The sequence below is a fragment of the Leptothoe sp. ISB3NOV94-8A genome, assembly GCF_043421595.1.
In the GTDB taxonomy this organism is placed as follows: Bacteria; Cyanobacteriota; Cyanobacteriia; order Phormidesmidales; family Phormidesmidaceae; genus Leptothoe; species Leptothoe turfae.
Genome location: NZ_JAXSQW010000001.1, coordinates 2064897 through 2081269, shown reverse-complemented (window position 1 = coordinate 2081269; position 16373 = coordinate 2064897). Strand labels below are relative to the sequence as shown.

Here is a 16373-nt window from a genome sequence, read left to right as displayed (position 1 = left end):
GAATATGAATCCCCCGTGTTGTTTCGAAATCCGTTTGCGATTCTGTCGAGCTGTAAGAACCAGACATATCTGTAGGGTCACCCATGACATCCTTAGGGACCTACAGAGAGGGTCTATCATCGGATGGGACGGTGCGTCGTTGGTAGGGAGTATTGCGTCGTGAGTTACGATTCACCTGACTAAATGATTACAATAAGGACATCTCCTACATCATCACCCCATCCATATCCCACTTGTTTGGTTGTCTATGGCCATTCCTGACGACTATTACGCCCGGTTACAGGTATCGCCCGATGCCACTCAAACAGAAATCAAAGCGGCGTTTCGACGATTAGCACGACGCTATCACCCCGACTTAAACCCAAACGATCCAAGAGCCCTGGAAAAGTTTCGAGCCCTGCATGAGGCCTATGAAGTGTTGACGGACCAGGTGCGGCGACAGCGCTATGACTGCACAGGCACCACTGAATATAATGGCACTCGACCCCAAACAGCCCATGATTTCTACCTGCGGGGTATTCAGCAAACCTTAGCAAGGCGTTATAAAGCGGCATTGGCAGATTTTGACCAAGCCATTGAGCTCCAGCCAAACTTAGCTGAGGCCTATTTACGACGGGCTCAGGTGCGCTACATTTTAGAAGATGATGCTGGGGTACTGGCAGACTGTCAGCGGCTACTACAGTTTTCAGATACATTACCCCAGACGTATTACTACCTTGGTTTGGCGCGCTATCGTCTGGGCTATACGGAGAGCTCGATCGCTGCCTTTACCGAAGCCATTGTCCTTGAACCCGATGATCCCCAAGCCTATTTTCAACGGGCAGTGGCCTATGAAGATATCCAGGAATGGGACGAGGCCACCACTGACTTTCAAACTGCCTCCATGTATTACCAAGCCCAGGGAGACTTGGAAGGCTATCATCGGAGTTGCGATCGCATCCACGCTCTCCGCAAACAGCGGCGCTTTAAACTCAGCACCCCTTCCCGCAGAATTGTCGCTAAGCGATGGGGCCTACTGGGGCAGCTCAATCGATTACTATTCGGTCTACTGAGCAACCCAGCAGAAGAGTTGCCTGCCATTTATAGCCACCTTAATCAACGCCAGGCTTTGCGCGTCGGCTGTTTACTCGCCACCCTGGCCCTGGGCAGCTTTACCTTAGGCGGCTACATGCTGCCGTTTGCCTCAGGCGCAACCAGCAGCAATATTGCCCTGGGCGCATTCTGGCTATCGGGTTCTGCCGCTTTTTTAAGTTTAATTATGATGTTGGCCGTTTCCCGTCTTTGTCTACGACGCCACGGCAGTTGGTCCGACGACACGTTTATCGCTGGTGCCACGTTATTGCCCATGGGCATCTTTATCTTGATCAGTCCTGTGGCCATTGGTATCCCCTGGCTGTGGTTGCTGCTGCTTTGTATCGCTCTGCACCACACACTTTTAACCCTCCACAGCGGCTGTCACCAAATTCAACATTATTCTGTAGTTGCTGCCACCTGGCTAACACCCAGCCTGTTCTTTACGTGTTTGAGCATCGGCTATTTAGTCTGGCGTATCTGGATCTAACTTTAGTGACATAGCATTAAACATTACCCCCACTCACCAATCACTGACACCACCAAACTGTATTCATCCCAACCGGGAACTGCCACAAATGCCGTTACTGATCCTTGAGAGGATCAGTAACGGCTATAAATTAAACCCTATCGAGCATCCGCAACGCCCGCATCGTTTATCGGCATCTGGATTTTAAATGTTGTTCCCTGGCCAATATCAGAGCTACAGCTTATTTGCCCATGATGGTTTTCAACAATAATTTGATGACTAATCGATAACCCCAGCCCAGTTCCTTTTCCAACCGGCTTAGTTGTAAAAAATGGCTCAAACACCCGGGAGATAATATCCTCAGAAATACCAGGCCCGTTATCAGAAATTTCAACATTAACAAAACCATTCTGTGCGTGAGTACAAATTGTCAACACAGGCACAGAATTTAGCAACGTGTTACCTAATACGCTAGCATCATTTTTCTCAACAGCTAATAGGGCATCAATGGCATTACTCAACAGATTCATAAACACCTGATTAAGCTGATCCGGAAAACCATCAATCAATGGCAGTTCACCATAGCTTTTAATTAACTGAATCCCTTTCTCTTCACTGTTTTTTCCCTTAAAGCGATGGTTTAAAATCAATAACGTATCATCGATGCCCTTGTGGATATCTACTTTTGTCATTAATGATTCATCTACGCGAGAAAAGCCTCGTAGGGAATCGACAATTTTTCTGATGCGCTCTGTGCCTGACTCCATAGAGCTTAGCAACTTGGGAAAATCTCCTTTAATAAACTCAATATCACAATCATCAAGCATGGATTGGATACCCTCAGCAGGTTGAGGATAGTGCTGCTGATAGAGCCCAAGCAAACTCAATAGTTCCTGGGCATAGGCTTGGGCTGGCTCAAGATTACAATGTACAAAACTCACGGGATTATTAATCTCATGGGCTACGCCAGCTACCAACCGGCCCAGGCTAGACATTTTTTCTTTATGTACAAGTTGTCCCTGGGCATACTTCAGCTGCCGTATCGTATGCTGCAATTTCTGATTGGCGCTTATCAATTCCAATGTACGCTGCCTGACTCTATCTTCAAGCTGCTCATTTGCCTGTCTTAAAAAAGTCTCAGCCTGTTTACGCTCAGTGATATTAATCAGTGCACCTGAGAGGCTATTACTATCCTCAAACCGCATGGCAAGCTCTAACCACAATAGAGAGCCATTGTCAGCATAAAACCGCAGCTCTAAATAGCAGTCGATTTGCATTTGTAATGCTGTTTGCCATTTATGAATGTCATCCTCATTGATAAACTGATCCAGGGACTTACCGACAACATCTCCAAACGCATACCCTAACGTTTCGGTCCAGGCTCGATTAATAAATGTCAGTACCCCCGAATAGTCACATTCGAACACGATCTCCCGTAAATTTTCGACTAGAGTACGATAACGTCGCTCTGACTCTGTAACCTTTTCAATTAAGCGATACTGAATTTGGGTGTAGAGTTCGTTGACTTTTTCAGGCTCTAGCATAACGATTCAACGGCTAGCTTTTCCAAAAACTCTGAAGACGTGATGGTATCGCTATATAAAGGAAATATATTTTCGCAATAAAAGTCTTGCTCAAAGGTTGTGCGTGCTGATGTACAGTCTTTAAGAATAGAGACATGGTAGCCTTTTTCATGGGCTGAGCGACCAGTAGAGTCAATACAAATAGACGTTACAGCACCCGCTAAAACAAGGTGAACAATATTATTCTTTCGCAGGATTCCGTCTAGATCAGTATTGATAAACGCATTAAATCCACGCTTGCCAGGAACCTCTAAAATTTTATCCTTAAACGGTAGTAGTGCCTGAATACTTTCAAAGCCCTTAGAGCCTTCTTGAAAAGCTCTCATATCCTTAATTGTCTTTAGGATACCCACGGGTTCCATCAACTCCTCATAGTTTGGGGTAAAGCAGATGGGGGTAGAAATTAATAAAACAGCGGTATTTTCTAAGGAATACAATAGCCTGGTCACATTTTCAACTGTCTTGACAGCCTTAGCTGATGCATCAATCACTCCGTGCAAAATTCCATCCGGAGCAAAATAGTCGTTTTGAAAACCAATGAGAAGCAAGGCGGTACGCTGAGGATTCATAAGCTGAAATCGGATAAACACGTCTGTAAGGTCTGATAGCTAAAAATTCATATCCTGACGAGTTGAATTCTCGGTGTAGTCAGTAAATAATGGTCGCGATTAGCGACTACCTACATCCACTCCAAATCATTCAGAATAATTTAAATTATATTTAAACAAAATTAGATAACCACCTCACATATATGAATTTTGTAATTGGTTATATCCAGTCTTGGTCAGTAGCGCTCTGGTCTAACGCATAATTGGGCCAATCAATCCCTATATATGCTGATTAATTCCAGTGAACATCAACAATTTGATGAAAAAACGCCCCAGTAATTTTTCCTATTCCTGAACATCTTTATAACCATAAGAACGAATAGAAAAATTATTTCGTTGTCGAAACTGAGTGTATCTATGCAACTGGTCTATTTTTTTCAATCTATTTCCACCCAGGAAAGCTTGATTAGTCAAATGGATGGAGGGTCGCAGCAATAGCCTCTTTGGTTCACGTCAAACGGTTATTGTGATTTGGCATTGGTCAACAGCAACTTTGGCTCTGAGCTGTTGACTATCGTCCAATAAGTTCAAAGCCTTTTAGCCCAGACACCCATATTCATTTGAATCTCTTTTATGACTTGGAAAATCTTATTAGTAGAACATGATGAGCCCATGTGTAGGATGTTACAAAAACAACTTGCACAGTACGGATATGAGGTGGTGCTGGCCAATGATGGAGGGGATGAAGGGATTTTAATGGCGGTCACTGAGCTGCCGGATTTGATCTTAATTGCAACAGATCTGCCTGTAATTGATGGTTGGCAAACTATTAAGATCCTGAAGGCTTCCACCGTCACTCAGAACATCCCGATTATGGCGCTGATGGCACTAACCTCAGATGCCGAATGGGGTAAAGTATCCGAGTCAGGCTGTGACGATTATGAGCTGAAACCAATTGATTTAACAAGTGTCTTGAATAAAATCAAGGCTCTCTTAAGTCCTGAAAATGCATCTGCTCTTTCAGCCATATCTTATGGTTTCGAAAGCCCATTATTCCAGGATCGTTTGCCAGCTTCTCAACGTTCAAGAGAAGCTCAGATATCCAAGCGTTGGGCTCAGGTAGCAAATGCTACTAACCCAACAACAACATCAAGTCAATCAAGGGTGGTGTACGTTGATGATAGTCCGGTAGATAGCCAAGTTATGGCAGAAATTGTCAGGGGTGCAGGCTATGAATATGACAATATTACTGAACCATTAGACGCTATTCCTATATTATTGGAGCTTAGACCTAAGGTTATTTTTCTAGATCTGGTGATGCCATTTACCAATGGCTATGAGGTATGTGCTCAGATTCGACGCATATCTACCTTTCGAAAAACCCCTATTATTATTGTTACTAATAATGATGGTATTATCGATCGAATTCGCGCCAGAATCGTTGGTGCATCAGGATTCTTCAGCAAGCCGGTCAAGAAAAAGCGCGTCCTCAAGGTACTCAACAAATACTTGGGTGCTAGTCGTGAAGAAACCATCCAAAGTCTTTCTCCAAGTGAATTTTGATCTTTTTTCTAATGTGTTTAGTGGCCGTCATGTTCGCTAATTAGTCAATAAATACTCTGATTCTGATGCTGTTCTCAGTATCAGTACTTAGGCCCTCGCGTGAACATCAACACTATAGAACTTATATCCACCTGAGCACATCAGCCATGGCATCAACTGTTGTCAGTCAGCTACAGTCATCTCTTCAGGAGACTGCGGCACTGTCGGATCCACTTGGACTGGAGCCCATTCCTGAAGATACGCGTCAACGTTTTTTGAGATTTAAACTCTCCGGAGAGAACGGAACATTATTGCCCCTAGAAACGATTATTGAGATATTGCAATTAGAGCCAGTAGAGATTTTACCTGTACCAGAGGTACCGGCTTATTTATTGGGCGTATGCCACTGGCGCGGTGCCATTCTGTGGCTGACGGATCTAAATGTGTTAGTTGGCTCATCGCCGCTGTGGCAGCAGGCCCCATCCCTAGAAAAGCCATTAGTGATTGTTATCGAATCTGGCGATCGCAGGGTTGGTCTGGCGGTAGAACAGGTGGATGATGTGGAAATGGTGGCTCCTGAGACAATTCACTTGCCAACCGAATTTGACTCGACGCCAATAGCGCCTTTTGTCATGGGCTATTTGCCAAACCATGGAGGTACTGTATTGGATGTGGATGTCATTGTTGAACGCTCTCTACAAGGTCCCCCTTAATACCCTAAGCTCCTGCTCTTCTAACCTAGGAGTTCACCTCAGCATTACTCGATGCTATGGGCTGAAATTACACGCTGAAATTACACATTAATTACACACGACTAAGGTTTAAAATTATTCATGGATAACATCGCTAACAATAATTCAGACGAGCTACTGACAACCGTTGATACCCCATCTCCAGAAGAGCAGGACTCGTCTCCAGAACTAATGCTAGCCGCTGAGGAGTTGACGCTAAGTCAAACTGCGTCAGACCAGTCTACTGAGATCACCCTTGCAGTAGAGTCCATTCCCTTTTCACAGAATCAGAGTAGACGACCGTTTGCGATCGCAAACGCCATGGCTCAAGCCACTGACTTAGAAAACCTTTACCAGGTTACGGTTAGTCAATTACGTAAACGATTTAATGCAGACCGAGTCCTGATCTATCAGTTTCAATCTGAAACCCAAGGCACTGTCATTGCCGAGTCACTCACGTCCGGCTATACACCTGCTTTGGGACAGACTATTGCCCCCTTATCCTTCGGAGCAACTACCACTCAACACTATCAGCAACAAGCCGTTATCAGTATTAATAATATTGCAGAAGAGGCGATTACACCCTACCAGGCGCAAACCGCCCAACGCTTGCAGGTACAGGCTAGTCTCGGCTTACCTCTTTTTTTAGAAAACCAGTTGTGGGGATTGTTGGTCGTTCAAAATTGTGCAGCCCCTCGTCAGTGGACAGATTCTGAAATTGCCCTACTCTATCAAGTCGGCACCGAACTCATCTTAAAGCTTCAGCCATTACGACTGCAAGCTGAACGACAGTTGCTTGCTAGTGTCAGTGACAAACTCCGTCAATCCTCCGATCAAGAAACCCTCTTTCGGGGCATCACTCGAGACCTTAGGAGACTCCTAAATGTTGATCGCGTGGCCATTTGCCAGTTTCGTCAAGACTACAGTCTTCAATTTGTCTTTGAATCAAAAGTGGGACAAGTCGCCTCGATGCTCGATGTTGTTTTAGCAGATAGCCATCTGCAAAAGCATGAGGGAGGAATCTTTAAACAATCTGACCCATTTGTTGTCAACCATGTCGCCAAAGATTCCACGCTCACCCCTTGCCATGTCGAGACTCTAACCGACTTTGACATTAAAGCCTGTGCCATTGTGGCGATTTATCAAGGACAGAAACTGTGGGGTTTGCTGGGGGCCTATCAACACAATGGTGCCCGATACTGGGACCCCAATGAAGTCAAATTGTTGACTCAGTTAGGTGACTTGGTCGGGGTCAGCTTGCATCAATCAGAACTCATAGAGGATCAAGCCAAAGCCTCTAAAAACCAGGAAGCCCTGCCCGACATTATTAATAAAATTAGCAATACGGCCTATGCTGAAAACATTTATCAAACCGCTGTACAAGAAGTTCGTAATCTCCTGAATGCAGAGCGCGTCTGCATTTACAAATTTCGCCCAGATTATTTCGGCGACTTTATCTATGAATCTGGTACCGGTGGGTGGCCATCATTGGTGGGAAGCGCCTGGGAAGATACCTACATTCAAGAGAATCAAGGGGGGCGATTCCGCAACACTGAGCAACCGTTTCTCGCAGATGACATTTACTCCGCTGGGTTAAGTGAATGTCATGTTCAAACTTTAGAGCATTTTGGCGTTAAATCCTTCTTGATCGTCGCCATTAGACAGGGAGGTAAACTTTGGGGGCTATTAGGTGCTTTTCAACATAGTGGGCCTCGCCATTGGCTGGAGAGTGATATCAACGTTTTACAAGATATCAGCCGCCAGATGGAAGTCAGTCTGAAAGGGGCTAATTATGTTGCCCAGTTACAAGAGCAATCGGCTCAGATGACTAAAGCGGCTCAAATTGGTCGTTCAGTGTCCACTATCATTCCAAAGATTTTGCAAGCCCAGGACGCTGAGCAAATCTTGAAAATAACACAGCGAGCAGTACGGCAACTGCTGGTATGCGATCGCGTCGCCTTCCATCGCTTCAAAGCTGACTGGAGTACCGAACTACTCTATGGATCAAGTGCAAAAAGTCAGGCCAGTTCAGACTTAGAAGAAAATCTGCAGGCAATTTGGCCAAAGCACAATTTGCAGGAAACCCAGGGAGGGCCTTATCGCAACCAAGACAGCTTAGTCATTAACAATATCTATGCCGCTGACCATGCACCTTTGGAGATTGAAATGCTGGAGGAATTTAGCATTAATGCCTATGTGGCAGTACCCATCTTTAATAAAGGTCAGCTCTGGGGTGTGCTGAGTGCATATCAAAATGAGAAACCCCGTTCATGGACTAACGCAGAGATTAATGCCCTGAAACAAATTGGTTTACAGGTGGGGACTGCCATGCAGCAAGCAGATTACCTCAAACGCTTGGCCCGCATAGCTCAGCAGGAAAAATTAATCAGTACTATTATCGATCGTCTCCGCAAAGCCACCGATTTACCCCAGGCGCTGACAACAGTGGCCCGTGACATTCGTGAAATGCTTCAAGCTGATCGAGTAGGGCTGTACCAATTTGATCCAGCCACCAACTATAGTGTCGGAGCGTTTGTTGTAGAAGACGTTGCTCCAGGGGTACGGTCTGCGATGGCTGCCAGGATACAAGATCACTGTTTTGCTGAAGGTCAAGCAGAAAACTATCAAAAAGGCCGCTACTGGGTCGTCAATGATGTTAAAACCCTGGATCTGCCCAATTGCTTAGTCGATCTACTGGCTAACCTACAGGTCCGGGCTAGCTTAGTCGTTCCCCTACTCAAAGGCGATGTGCTTTGGGGCTTATTTGCCATTCATCAGTGCCAGGGACCCCGTGAATGGCAAGAGTCTGAAGTGGAATTTATTCATCGCATTGGTGCCCAGCTTAACCTGGCGCTGCAGCAGGGTGAATATTTAGATCAGCTCAAGGCTAAAAATACAGCCCTGACTGAAATTGTTTTAGAGGTGCAAAAAGCGGCGGATCAAGTGGGGCAGACATCCCAGTTAAACGCCGTCTCCATCACCCAGCAAACTGAGTCTCTAACCCAGGTTCTCAAGCGTGTTCAAGATCTCATGCGCCTTTCTGAAGGGGTGGTGGGTGATGCCCAACAAGTGGAAGCTGTTGTCCAGCAGGCGAACAAAACCGTGCGCATTGGCGATGCCGCCATGAACCGCACGGTTGATGGCATCATGACCATTCGTTCCACCGTAGCCGACACTAACCAGCGCATTAAACGGCTGAGTGAGTCGTCCCAGAAAATCTCGAAGGTGGTCAGCCTGATCAGTCAATTCACCACTCAAACCCAGCTACTGGCACTGAATGCCTCTATCGAAGCCACCCGCGCAGGGGAATATGGTCGTGGGTTTGCCGTTGTCGCGGACGAAGTGCGATCGCTAGCCCGACAATCTGCTGAAGCAGCCACCGAAATTGAACAGCTAGTGCAGGAAATTCAGGTGGGTACCGCAGAGGTTTCAACCGCTATGGAAACGGGTATCCAGCAGGTGGCGGAAGGCACCAATCTGGTCACCGACACCCGTCGTAATTTGACGGAAATTGTAGAAGCTACCGGCCAGATCAGTAACTTGATTGAGGAAATCACCGAAGCCACACACCAACAGGCCGATGAGTTTAAGGGGGTGACGGCCACCGTGACAGAAGCCACCACCACCGCTGCTCAAACCTCGAAAAATTCAGAACAGTTAACCTTATCCATTCATCAACTGTTAACGACCGCCAAGGCGCTTCAAGCCAGTACGGGCACTGAATCAGTGTTCTAACAGTCGAACATCGTAGCGTCCTTTGTTTAACCTAATCCCAGGGCGCTACCAGATTTTTACATGCCATAACAATCTCGTTTTCAGTGAATGATGACTTCTGATTCCGTGCATTCCCAGCAGGTACCCTCTTACTTTTTGCAAGAAGCCTCCGAGTTGCTTCAGCAAATGGACGGTGAGCTGCAAACCCTCAGCCAGGATTTTGGTGTCCAGAAGGTCTATGCATTGATGCGAATAGCCCATACTCTGAAAGGAGCCGCCGCCAGTGTCGGATTAGACCACATTAAAACAACCACCCATTCCCTAGAGAATGTGTTTAGGGCATTGTGTAGTCCCAATGCCTCCCTCACTCCTGCCATAGAATCACTCATTTTTGAGGGCTATGGCTGCTTACAGTTGCTACTTTCGGCCCAAATAGCAGAGGCCCAGATTGATGAGCCCAGCATTTTGGAGCGCATGGCAGATGTGGTCTCTAAGTTGGAAAAACATCTGGGCAGTCGGTTTGGACAAGATGGTTATTTACCCACATCGAGTGAGCTGGGGGTGGATATTACCCGGTCAGTTTTTGAGAAAGGCATCACGCAACGTCTCCGGCAATTAGAAGTGGCCCTGGAAACGCCAGATCCAGAAAATCTTAGGTCTTTATTGCGCTCCCAGGCGGATGTTTTTGGTGGTTTAGCCGAGTCGTTTAATCTGCCAGGGTTTGGAGCAATTGTTCAAACCACGCTCAAAGCACTGGAGTGTCGGCCTGATCTGGTGGTGCAAATTGCCCAGATTGCCTTAGACGACTACCGCGCTGGCCAGCAGCTTGTCTTGGACGGCGATCGCAATCGCGGCGGTGAACCCAGCTTAATGCTAAAAAAATTGGCCACTCCCCCCAAGTCCGCCAAGAACAATTGGTTAGGACAGGTGTGGAATGCTTTAAACCATCCGATTCCAGGGACGACAGCGAAACATCAAACTGCGACTAAATCGCAGAGCCCAGTCGCCCCCAGCCGCCCCCCCAACTCACCTCCGTCTATTCCTGAGCAAGGAGCAGCCAACAAAGGGACATTGGACGATCTATTGACAACATCAAAATCAGTTGCGATCGCTGAAACGAATGCTTTATTCGCAACCCAGCAGGGGGGGGCTGGTTTAGACAACAGTGACTCCAGGACAGATGCCCCCCGACTCTCTGACTTACCTATTCCTAAGTCGGCTCCTAAAACCTCCAGTATTCCGACCTTACATGTCTCCAACCTTAAAATATCCGTTGCTCACCTGGACCAAATTAACTATGCCATTGGTGATTTATTAACCCAGCAAAATCGGCAGGCCCTTCACAATCAGCAATTAGCAACCGCCAGTAAGGCTCTACTCAACCGACTAGAGCAGCAACAACAACAGTTAACCAAATTACTCAACCAAGCCAGCAATAGCACCCTCGCCCACCCCACCACCCGCAGCACTGAATACCAGTTCGATACATTAGAATTCGACAACTACAGCGAACTTCAGCTGCAAGTCCAGGCGTCGTTGGACACCTTAGTGCAGCAAATAGAAAATGCTGAAGCCATTGAACTGTTTGTGCGCCAGAACACTCAGGCCGTTGAAAAACAGCAGCGGTTAATTAAAACTCTACGAGAAACCGTGGTCACAGCGAGAATGCAGCCCATCGACAATGTGTTTCAACGTTTTCACCAAGTTTTAGGGCGCTTAGTGGCTCAACAAGGCAAACCCGTAGAGCTATTGATTGAAGGTGGTCATGTCCTTGTCGATAAGATGATCGCTGACAAGCTTTATGAACCCCTCTTGCACCTGATCCGCAACGCCTTTGACCACGGTGTCGAAAAAGCATCAGAGCGTAAACAGCAGGGAAAGATAGAAGACGCTAAAATCACGCTATCCGCAAAACAAGAAGGGCACCACCTCAGCATCACTGTGCGAGATAATGGTCGTGGTCTTAACCTTGATAGCATTCGGAAAAAAGCGATCTACCAACAACTGATCACAGCAGATGAGGCTCAACAACTAACATCTGACCAAATCAGCGAACTAATCTTTGAGCCAGGTTTTTCAACGTCAGCGCAAGTTAATGACATCTCAGGGCGAGGGTTTGGACTCGATGCGGTACGGGCTCAGATATATCCCCTCCACGGCAGGGTGACGGTCACCCATAAACCTGACCAAGAAACCTGTTTCACCCTGGAGCTTCCGACTCATTTAACAATTGCCAGATTGTTACTCTGTCAAACAGGTGAAACACTATATACCTTTATGACCGATGCCATTGAGCAAATTCTCGTTCCTAAACCTGAGCAGTTAAGTACCCGTAATGAGAGAAAAATGCTGAGCTGGGAGTTGGAAGGTAAAGAATATTTAGTGCCCGTCATTTCCCTTGCAGATGCCCTCAACTACAACGCCAAACTTCCCCATAGCCATTGGCAAAGAACAGACCAGACAGCCGATATATCCAGTCCAATTTTGATTATGCGACACCAAGATAAGATCTTGGGTCTAGAATGCGATCATCTTTTGGGAGAACAAGAACTCGTCATTCGCTCCCTGGGAGATATGGCCTTTACCCCCGAGTATTTCTATGGCTGTAGCATTCTCCCCAATGGTCGTCTCAGCCTGGTCATTGATGGCAGTCTGTTAACGGTGAATGTTTTACAACAGTCTTCTCAAACATCAACCGTAAGTTCTCCACCACCACACCATCAAGCTGAACCATCGACTCTAGAGAAACAATCGATCTTAATCGTTGATGATTCCATTACGGTGCGTAATACCCTAGCCCAGGGATTACAAAAGGCTGGCTATCGGGTTATCCAAGCTAAAGAAGGCAATGAGGCGTTACAAAAACTAGAGCACACGCCAGTGACAGTTATCTTGTGTGACTTAGAAATGCCAGGCATGAATGGCTTTGATTTTCTAAGAGCGCGCCAGAGAATCCCAACCGTTGCATCGGTGCCAACGATTATGCTCACATCCCGAACAGGGGATAAACATCGTCACCTGGCTCAGTCTTTGGGGGCCGATAACTATTTAACCAAGCCCTATTTGATGCCTCAGCTGATTGAAACCATTAACAATGTCTTAACGCCGGACGCTTAAGCATTAAATTGCTAACATTCCGCAGCATAGCCCCATCTTTTATCGATAGGGCGTTTTCAAACGCCTTGAAGACCCACCGCTCCCCTGTACTCCCCCCTATGGATAACAACACACCAGAGATAGAACGATTTATTACCTTTGACGTGGGTGGCTACTGGTTTGCCTTGCCCATGATGTCCATTCTGAAAATTGTTAACTGCCCACCCCCTACTCAAGGGGGAACTGTGGGCATTGGCTTAGTGCAGTTGGGCTCCCACACAGTCCGACTCTTAAATTTACATAGAGAAGTCGGTAAGACGGCTGAAGCCTCACCTGATCATGCTCCCTTTCTAGTGGTTGTTCGCACCCCTCAAAAGGAGCTATGGGGCATCGCCTTGGAGGAGCCACCCGACTTGATAGAACTCCCCTTGACCCTCTTTAAACCGGTATCCCTGGAACCCCCGTTTGACCACAAGACAAACTGGATTAGCCACATGGCGATTGTGTCTGAAAAGGATAGCGATCGCACCCTGCTATTGTTAGATGTCCATGCTGTTTTTCAACATGACATTGGTCAACCTGTCAGCGCCTAGCGCCCTCACTAGCAACCACATTAGACCTGCGGGGGCACATTGATCTCAAAATGAATGTGATCATCATGGCCGCCTGCGCGTCGGCATAGCCTTTTGCTAATCAGAGCGGGATCGTTGAAATACAGAGTCCTCTTATCGACCCAAGGTTGTGCTCGTAACGCCTTTAAGATGGCCTCGGTTGCATTGCGATCGTAGTTAGCATTAGACCATCTTGTACCGCCAAACCGTCCTCCCTTACGGGGTAGCACGATATCCCCCGCATTGCCGCTTTGATGACCAGAATGATCCGGCGTGCGCCCTCCCTTGGGGAGACTGACATCATTAACGGCCATGGGGGCAATCTCTGAACGATTTTTACGATAGGCCAGCTCATAGTGAATACCGGCTGAGCGAATTACATTGCTAATCCAATCAATACCATAGTCATGGCTATCCCCTGGCTGGTCTAACACTTCCACGTTATAAAAGCCCACCCCCTGGCCTGGCATCCGCATCCATTTGGGTGCATTCGCGGCTTCTAAAAACTGCTGGGTTTTACCCCCGACATCCACTCGCCCATCACCTCGAAGCGTGGTACTGCCTGAGATCGCAGACTGAAACAGCTGAATAGCCTGGATCAGATTATTCATGGAGTTGCCTGCCGCAAAGTCATATCCCAGGACCACTAAACGGTCGCGGACAAGTTTGACATCACTGGCTCGATTTGACCCTCCAGACCCAACACTGGCACTAAGCGCAAGCTTCTGGCCCCCTGGATGTTTCTCAATGTAGGGGGTAAGGGTTAGAGACGCCATATCCGTAGCCTCCCCCGCAACCACCTTCAGCCGACGCATCTGGGGCTTAGGCACGGCTAAAAAGACGGACTGAAAAGCCCACTGGTTATTCCCATTAACCGTTGTTGTTGCAATGGGCTTTTGGTTGTTGTCCACATAAAGGTTCACCGTTTTACCCACCAAATCATCACTGGTGGTGCCCGCCAGCTGATAGGGGTGGTAGATTTTTACCTGGTTAGGAACTTTGGTGATTTTGATACCCTGACTAGACGGCGGCTCAGGGGTGGGGGTCACCGGTTGAGGGTTGGAAATCGGCGGGGGAGCGGGGGGTTGCGGCTTGGGTTGCGGCTCATCGACTCCGGTCCCTACGGATACCAGGAAAAACCCTGGTGCATCATCACTATTAAGCCAGTCCTTGAGCACCTTAGTCCGAAAAAAGGTTTCACCCTCTACATCACCCTGACGTGGGGACTTGTCAATTTTCTGGCGGTAGTAACCACCCTCCATTAGATAAATGGCTTTATCAGTTTCCTTAATCCAAGTCCCCATAGGTCCTCCAAACGATGCTGATGTAGGAAAGCGAAATGTTAACCAAGCTCAGGTCCCTGCAAATGTTAGCAGGATATGACTATGCGGTTAGATATCTAAATAGATATCTATTTGTTGGGTTTTTGGTGGATTTTCAGGTGAATTTCAATGAATCTAAATCAATTTAAAATCCTCTCTAGTTTCCTGAAACCCAGCCTTGCCGCTCCTGAGTATGATTTAGCCTTGCCAATCCAGGCTATTGGCAAGTTTCACAGAGCCGTTCATCCCCTAAACTGATTTAGTTGAGGCAATGGGAATTTCAATCAGAAACTGGGTCCCTGGCTGGTTTGGAATGGGTTCACACCACAGTTTGCCTTTGTGGGTTTCAGTTACGATGGTGTAACTGATGGACAGCCCCATACCGATACCTTTGCCGACGGATTTGGTCGTAAAGAAGGGGTTGAAAATTTGCGATCGCAAATTTTCCGGCACGCCCATACCGTTATCCATAATTCGGATCAGCAGCCGACTATCCTGGATCGCTGTCGAAATTTTAATCATGCCGGGATCTGCGATCGCATTTTCCACAGTTCGGTGAGCATCACGCTCATTCACAGCCTCAATGGCGTTACTCAACAAATTCATAAATACCTGATTGAGCTGCCCTGCATAGCATTCAACCAGAGGTAAGACTCCGTAATCTTTAACAACCTGAATATCAGGATAGTGATTGCTACGTTGCAAGTGACTTTGCAAAATGGTGAGGGTACTATCGATACCCTCATGGATATCAGCCAGTTTAATCTCTGCCTCATGGTGTCGCGAAAACGTCCGCAGAGAAAGCACAATGTCACAGATCCGACTAGTGCCAAGGCTCATAGAGTTTAAGATCTTCATTAGATCCTGCTCAAGATAGTCCAGATCCAGTTCATCGATCTTGTCAGCAACTGCCTTTGGAGGGTTGGGAATATGCTGCTTATAGAGTGAGATAATGCTCAATAGATCTTCCACATAGCGCTCAGCGTGGTGAAGATTGGCATGGATAAAATTCACTGGATTATTGATTTCATGGGCAACCCCTGCAACAAGTTGCCCCAAGCTCAGCATCTTTTCATTATGTACCAGTTGTATTTGTGTTTTCTTAAGTTCCTCAAGGGCCCGCTGTAGCTCTCTCTCGGCCTGCGTTCTCTCAGTAATTTCACTGAGTAACTGCATTTGTGTGTGTCGCAATGTCAGGTGCACTTTAACCCGTGCTAGCACCTCATCAGGGTGGATCGGCTTAGTAATGTAGTCAACGGCACCTATGCTGAGGCCTTTAACCTTATCGACCTCATCGGTCAGGGCTGTCATAAAGATAACTGGAATATCTCGGGTCCTTGGATTCTGCTTGAGTTTTTCACAGACTACAAATCCATCCAGCCCTGGCATCATCACATCCAGTAGAATAAGATCTGGGACTATTTTTTCTAATTTCTTAAAAGCACTCTCTGCATTTTTAGCAATTGAAACTTTGTAATTAGACTGTTGAAGAAATTCGTAGAGGAGTTTAATATTAGTTGGAATATCATCAACAATCAAAATTTCACTTCGTTGGGAGCTCAACATAATCTAGCGAGGTCCAAAGAAAAAATTAACGAGGTATTTAAAGTAAGCGTTGAATCTGGTGAGTCTAGTTACTCTAGATTTCCCAAAAGTTAGTTTGTCTCTAAAGGGACATCCTATGGT

At 46.8% G+C, this 16373-nt stretch carries 10 protein-coding genes; 6 read left to right on the top strand and 4 right to left on the bottom strand.

Annotated features, from left to right (window positions below):
• Nucleotides 1-247 precede the first annotated feature (247 nt).
• The gene (locus SPB21_RS09090; protein WP_499866367.1) at nucleotides 248-1561 is read left to right on the top strand and encodes a J domain-containing protein; all 1314 of its coding nucleotides are present in this window, start codon (nucleotides 248-250) and stop codon (nucleotides 1559-1561) included.
• A gap of 137 nt (nucleotides 1562-1698) precedes the next feature.
• On the opposite strand, the gene SPB21_RS09085 is transcribed toward SPB21_RS09090, so the two are convergent.
• Together SPB21_RS09085 and SPB21_RS09080 are read right to left on the bottom strand one after the other, a co-directional pair.
• Nucleotides 1699-3084 carry a sensor histidine kinase gene (locus SPB21_RS09085; protein ID WP_499866366.1) on the bottom strand — a complete coding sequence of 462 codons (1386 nt, stop codon included), beginning with the start codon at nucleotides 3082-3084 and terminating at the stop codon, nucleotides 1699-1701.
• Nucleotides 3078-3692, bottom strand: a complete 615-nt coding sequence (locus SPB21_RS09080) for a cysteine hydrolase family protein (protein ID WP_499866365.1) — start codon at nucleotides 3690-3692, stop codon at nucleotides 3078-3080. The genes SPB21_RS09085 and SPB21_RS09080 overlap by 7 nt, the downstream gene beginning before the upstream one ends.
• 612 nt (nucleotides 3693-4304) lie before the next feature.
• Here SPB21_RS09080 and SPB21_RS09075 point away from each other — a divergent pair.
• The 5 genes from SPB21_RS09075 to SPB21_RS09055 all read left to right on the top strand — a co-directional run bounded on the left by SPB21_RS09075 (nucleotide 4305) and on the right by SPB21_RS09055 (nucleotide 13347).
• Complete coding sequence (locus tag SPB21_RS09075; RefSeq protein ID WP_499866364.1) at nucleotides 4305-5234, top strand: response regulator transcription factor; 930 nt, start codon at nucleotides 4305-4307, stop codon at nucleotides 5232-5234.
• Between the two features lie 146 nt (nucleotides 5235-5380).
• A complete protein-coding gene (locus SPB21_RS09070; protein WP_499866363.1) occupies nucleotides 5381-5926 on the top strand; it encodes a chemotaxis protein CheW in 546 nt (181 codons plus the stop codon).
• Nucleotides 5927-6046: 120 nt separating this feature from the next.
• Nucleotides 6047-9679: a GAF domain-containing protein gene (locus tag SPB21_RS09065; protein ID WP_499866362.1), complete on the top strand. Its 3633-nt coding sequence runs from the start codon at nucleotides 6047-6049 to the stop codon at nucleotides 9677-9679.
• 87 nt (nucleotides 9680-9766) lie between these two features.
• Nucleotides 9767-12775, top strand: coding sequence for a hybrid sensor histidine kinase/response regulator (locus SPB21_RS09060; protein WP_499866361.1), 3009 nt, complete (start codon nucleotides 9767-9769; stop codon nucleotides 12773-12775).
• A gap of 98 nt (nucleotides 12776-12873) precedes the next feature.
• The gene (locus SPB21_RS09055) at nucleotides 12874-13347 is read left to right on the top strand and encodes a chemotaxis protein CheW (protein WP_499866360.1); all 474 of its coding nucleotides are present in this window, start codon (nucleotides 12874-12876) and stop codon (nucleotides 13345-13347) included.
• A gap of 20 nt (nucleotides 13348-13367) precedes the next feature.
• Here the strand turns inward: SPB21_RS09055 and SPB21_RS09050 are convergent, their stop codons facing one another.
• Nucleotides 13368-14669: a M74 family metallopeptidase gene (locus SPB21_RS09050; RefSeq protein WP_499866359.1), complete on the bottom strand. Its 1302-nt coding sequence runs from the start codon at nucleotides 14667-14669 to the stop codon at nucleotides 13368-13370.
• Between the two features lie 267 nt (nucleotides 14670-14936).
• Nucleotides 14937-16253, bottom strand: a complete 1317-nt coding sequence (locus tag SPB21_RS09045) for a hybrid sensor histidine kinase/response regulator (RefSeq protein WP_499058708.1) — start codon at nucleotides 16251-16253, stop codon at nucleotides 14937-14939.
• Nucleotides 16254-16373: the final 120 nt, after the last annotated feature.

Coding starts and splice junctions, on each gene's coding strand:
- SPB21_RS09090 (WP_499866367.1), top strand. CDS start 248: ATGGCCATTCCTGACGACTATTACGCCCGGTTACAGGTATCGCCCGAT.
- SPB21_RS09085 (WP_499866366.1), bottom strand. CDS start 3,084: ATGCTAGAGCCTGAAAAAGTCAACGAACTCTACACCCAAATTCAGTAT.
- SPB21_RS09080 (WP_499866365.1), bottom strand. CDS start 3,692: ATGAATCCTCAGCGTACCGCCTTGCTTCTCATTGGTTTTCAAAACGAC.
- SPB21_RS09075 (WP_499866364.1), top strand. CDS start 4,305: ATGACTTGGAAAATCTTATTAGTAGAACATGATGAGCCCATGTGTAGG.
- SPB21_RS09070 (WP_499866363.1), top strand. CDS start 5,381: ATGGCATCAACTGTTGTCAGTCAGCTACAGTCATCTCTTCAGGAGACT.
- SPB21_RS09065 (WP_499866362.1), top strand. CDS start 6,047: ATGGATAACATCGCTAACAATAATTCAGACGAGCTACTGACAACCGTT.
- SPB21_RS09060 (WP_499866361.1), top strand. CDS start 9,767: ATGATGACTTCTGATTCCGTGCATTCCCAGCAGGTACCCTCTTACTTT.
- SPB21_RS09055 (WP_499866360.1), top strand. CDS start 12,874: ATGGATAACAACACACCAGAGATAGAACGATTTATTACCTTTGACGTG.
- SPB21_RS09050 (WP_499866359.1), bottom strand. CDS start 14,669: ATGGGGACTTGGATTAAGGAAACTGATAAAGCCATTTATCTAATGGAG.
- SPB21_RS09045 (WP_499058708.1), bottom strand. CDS start 16,253: ATGTTGAGCTCCCAACGAAGTGAAATTTTGATTGTTGATGATATTCCA.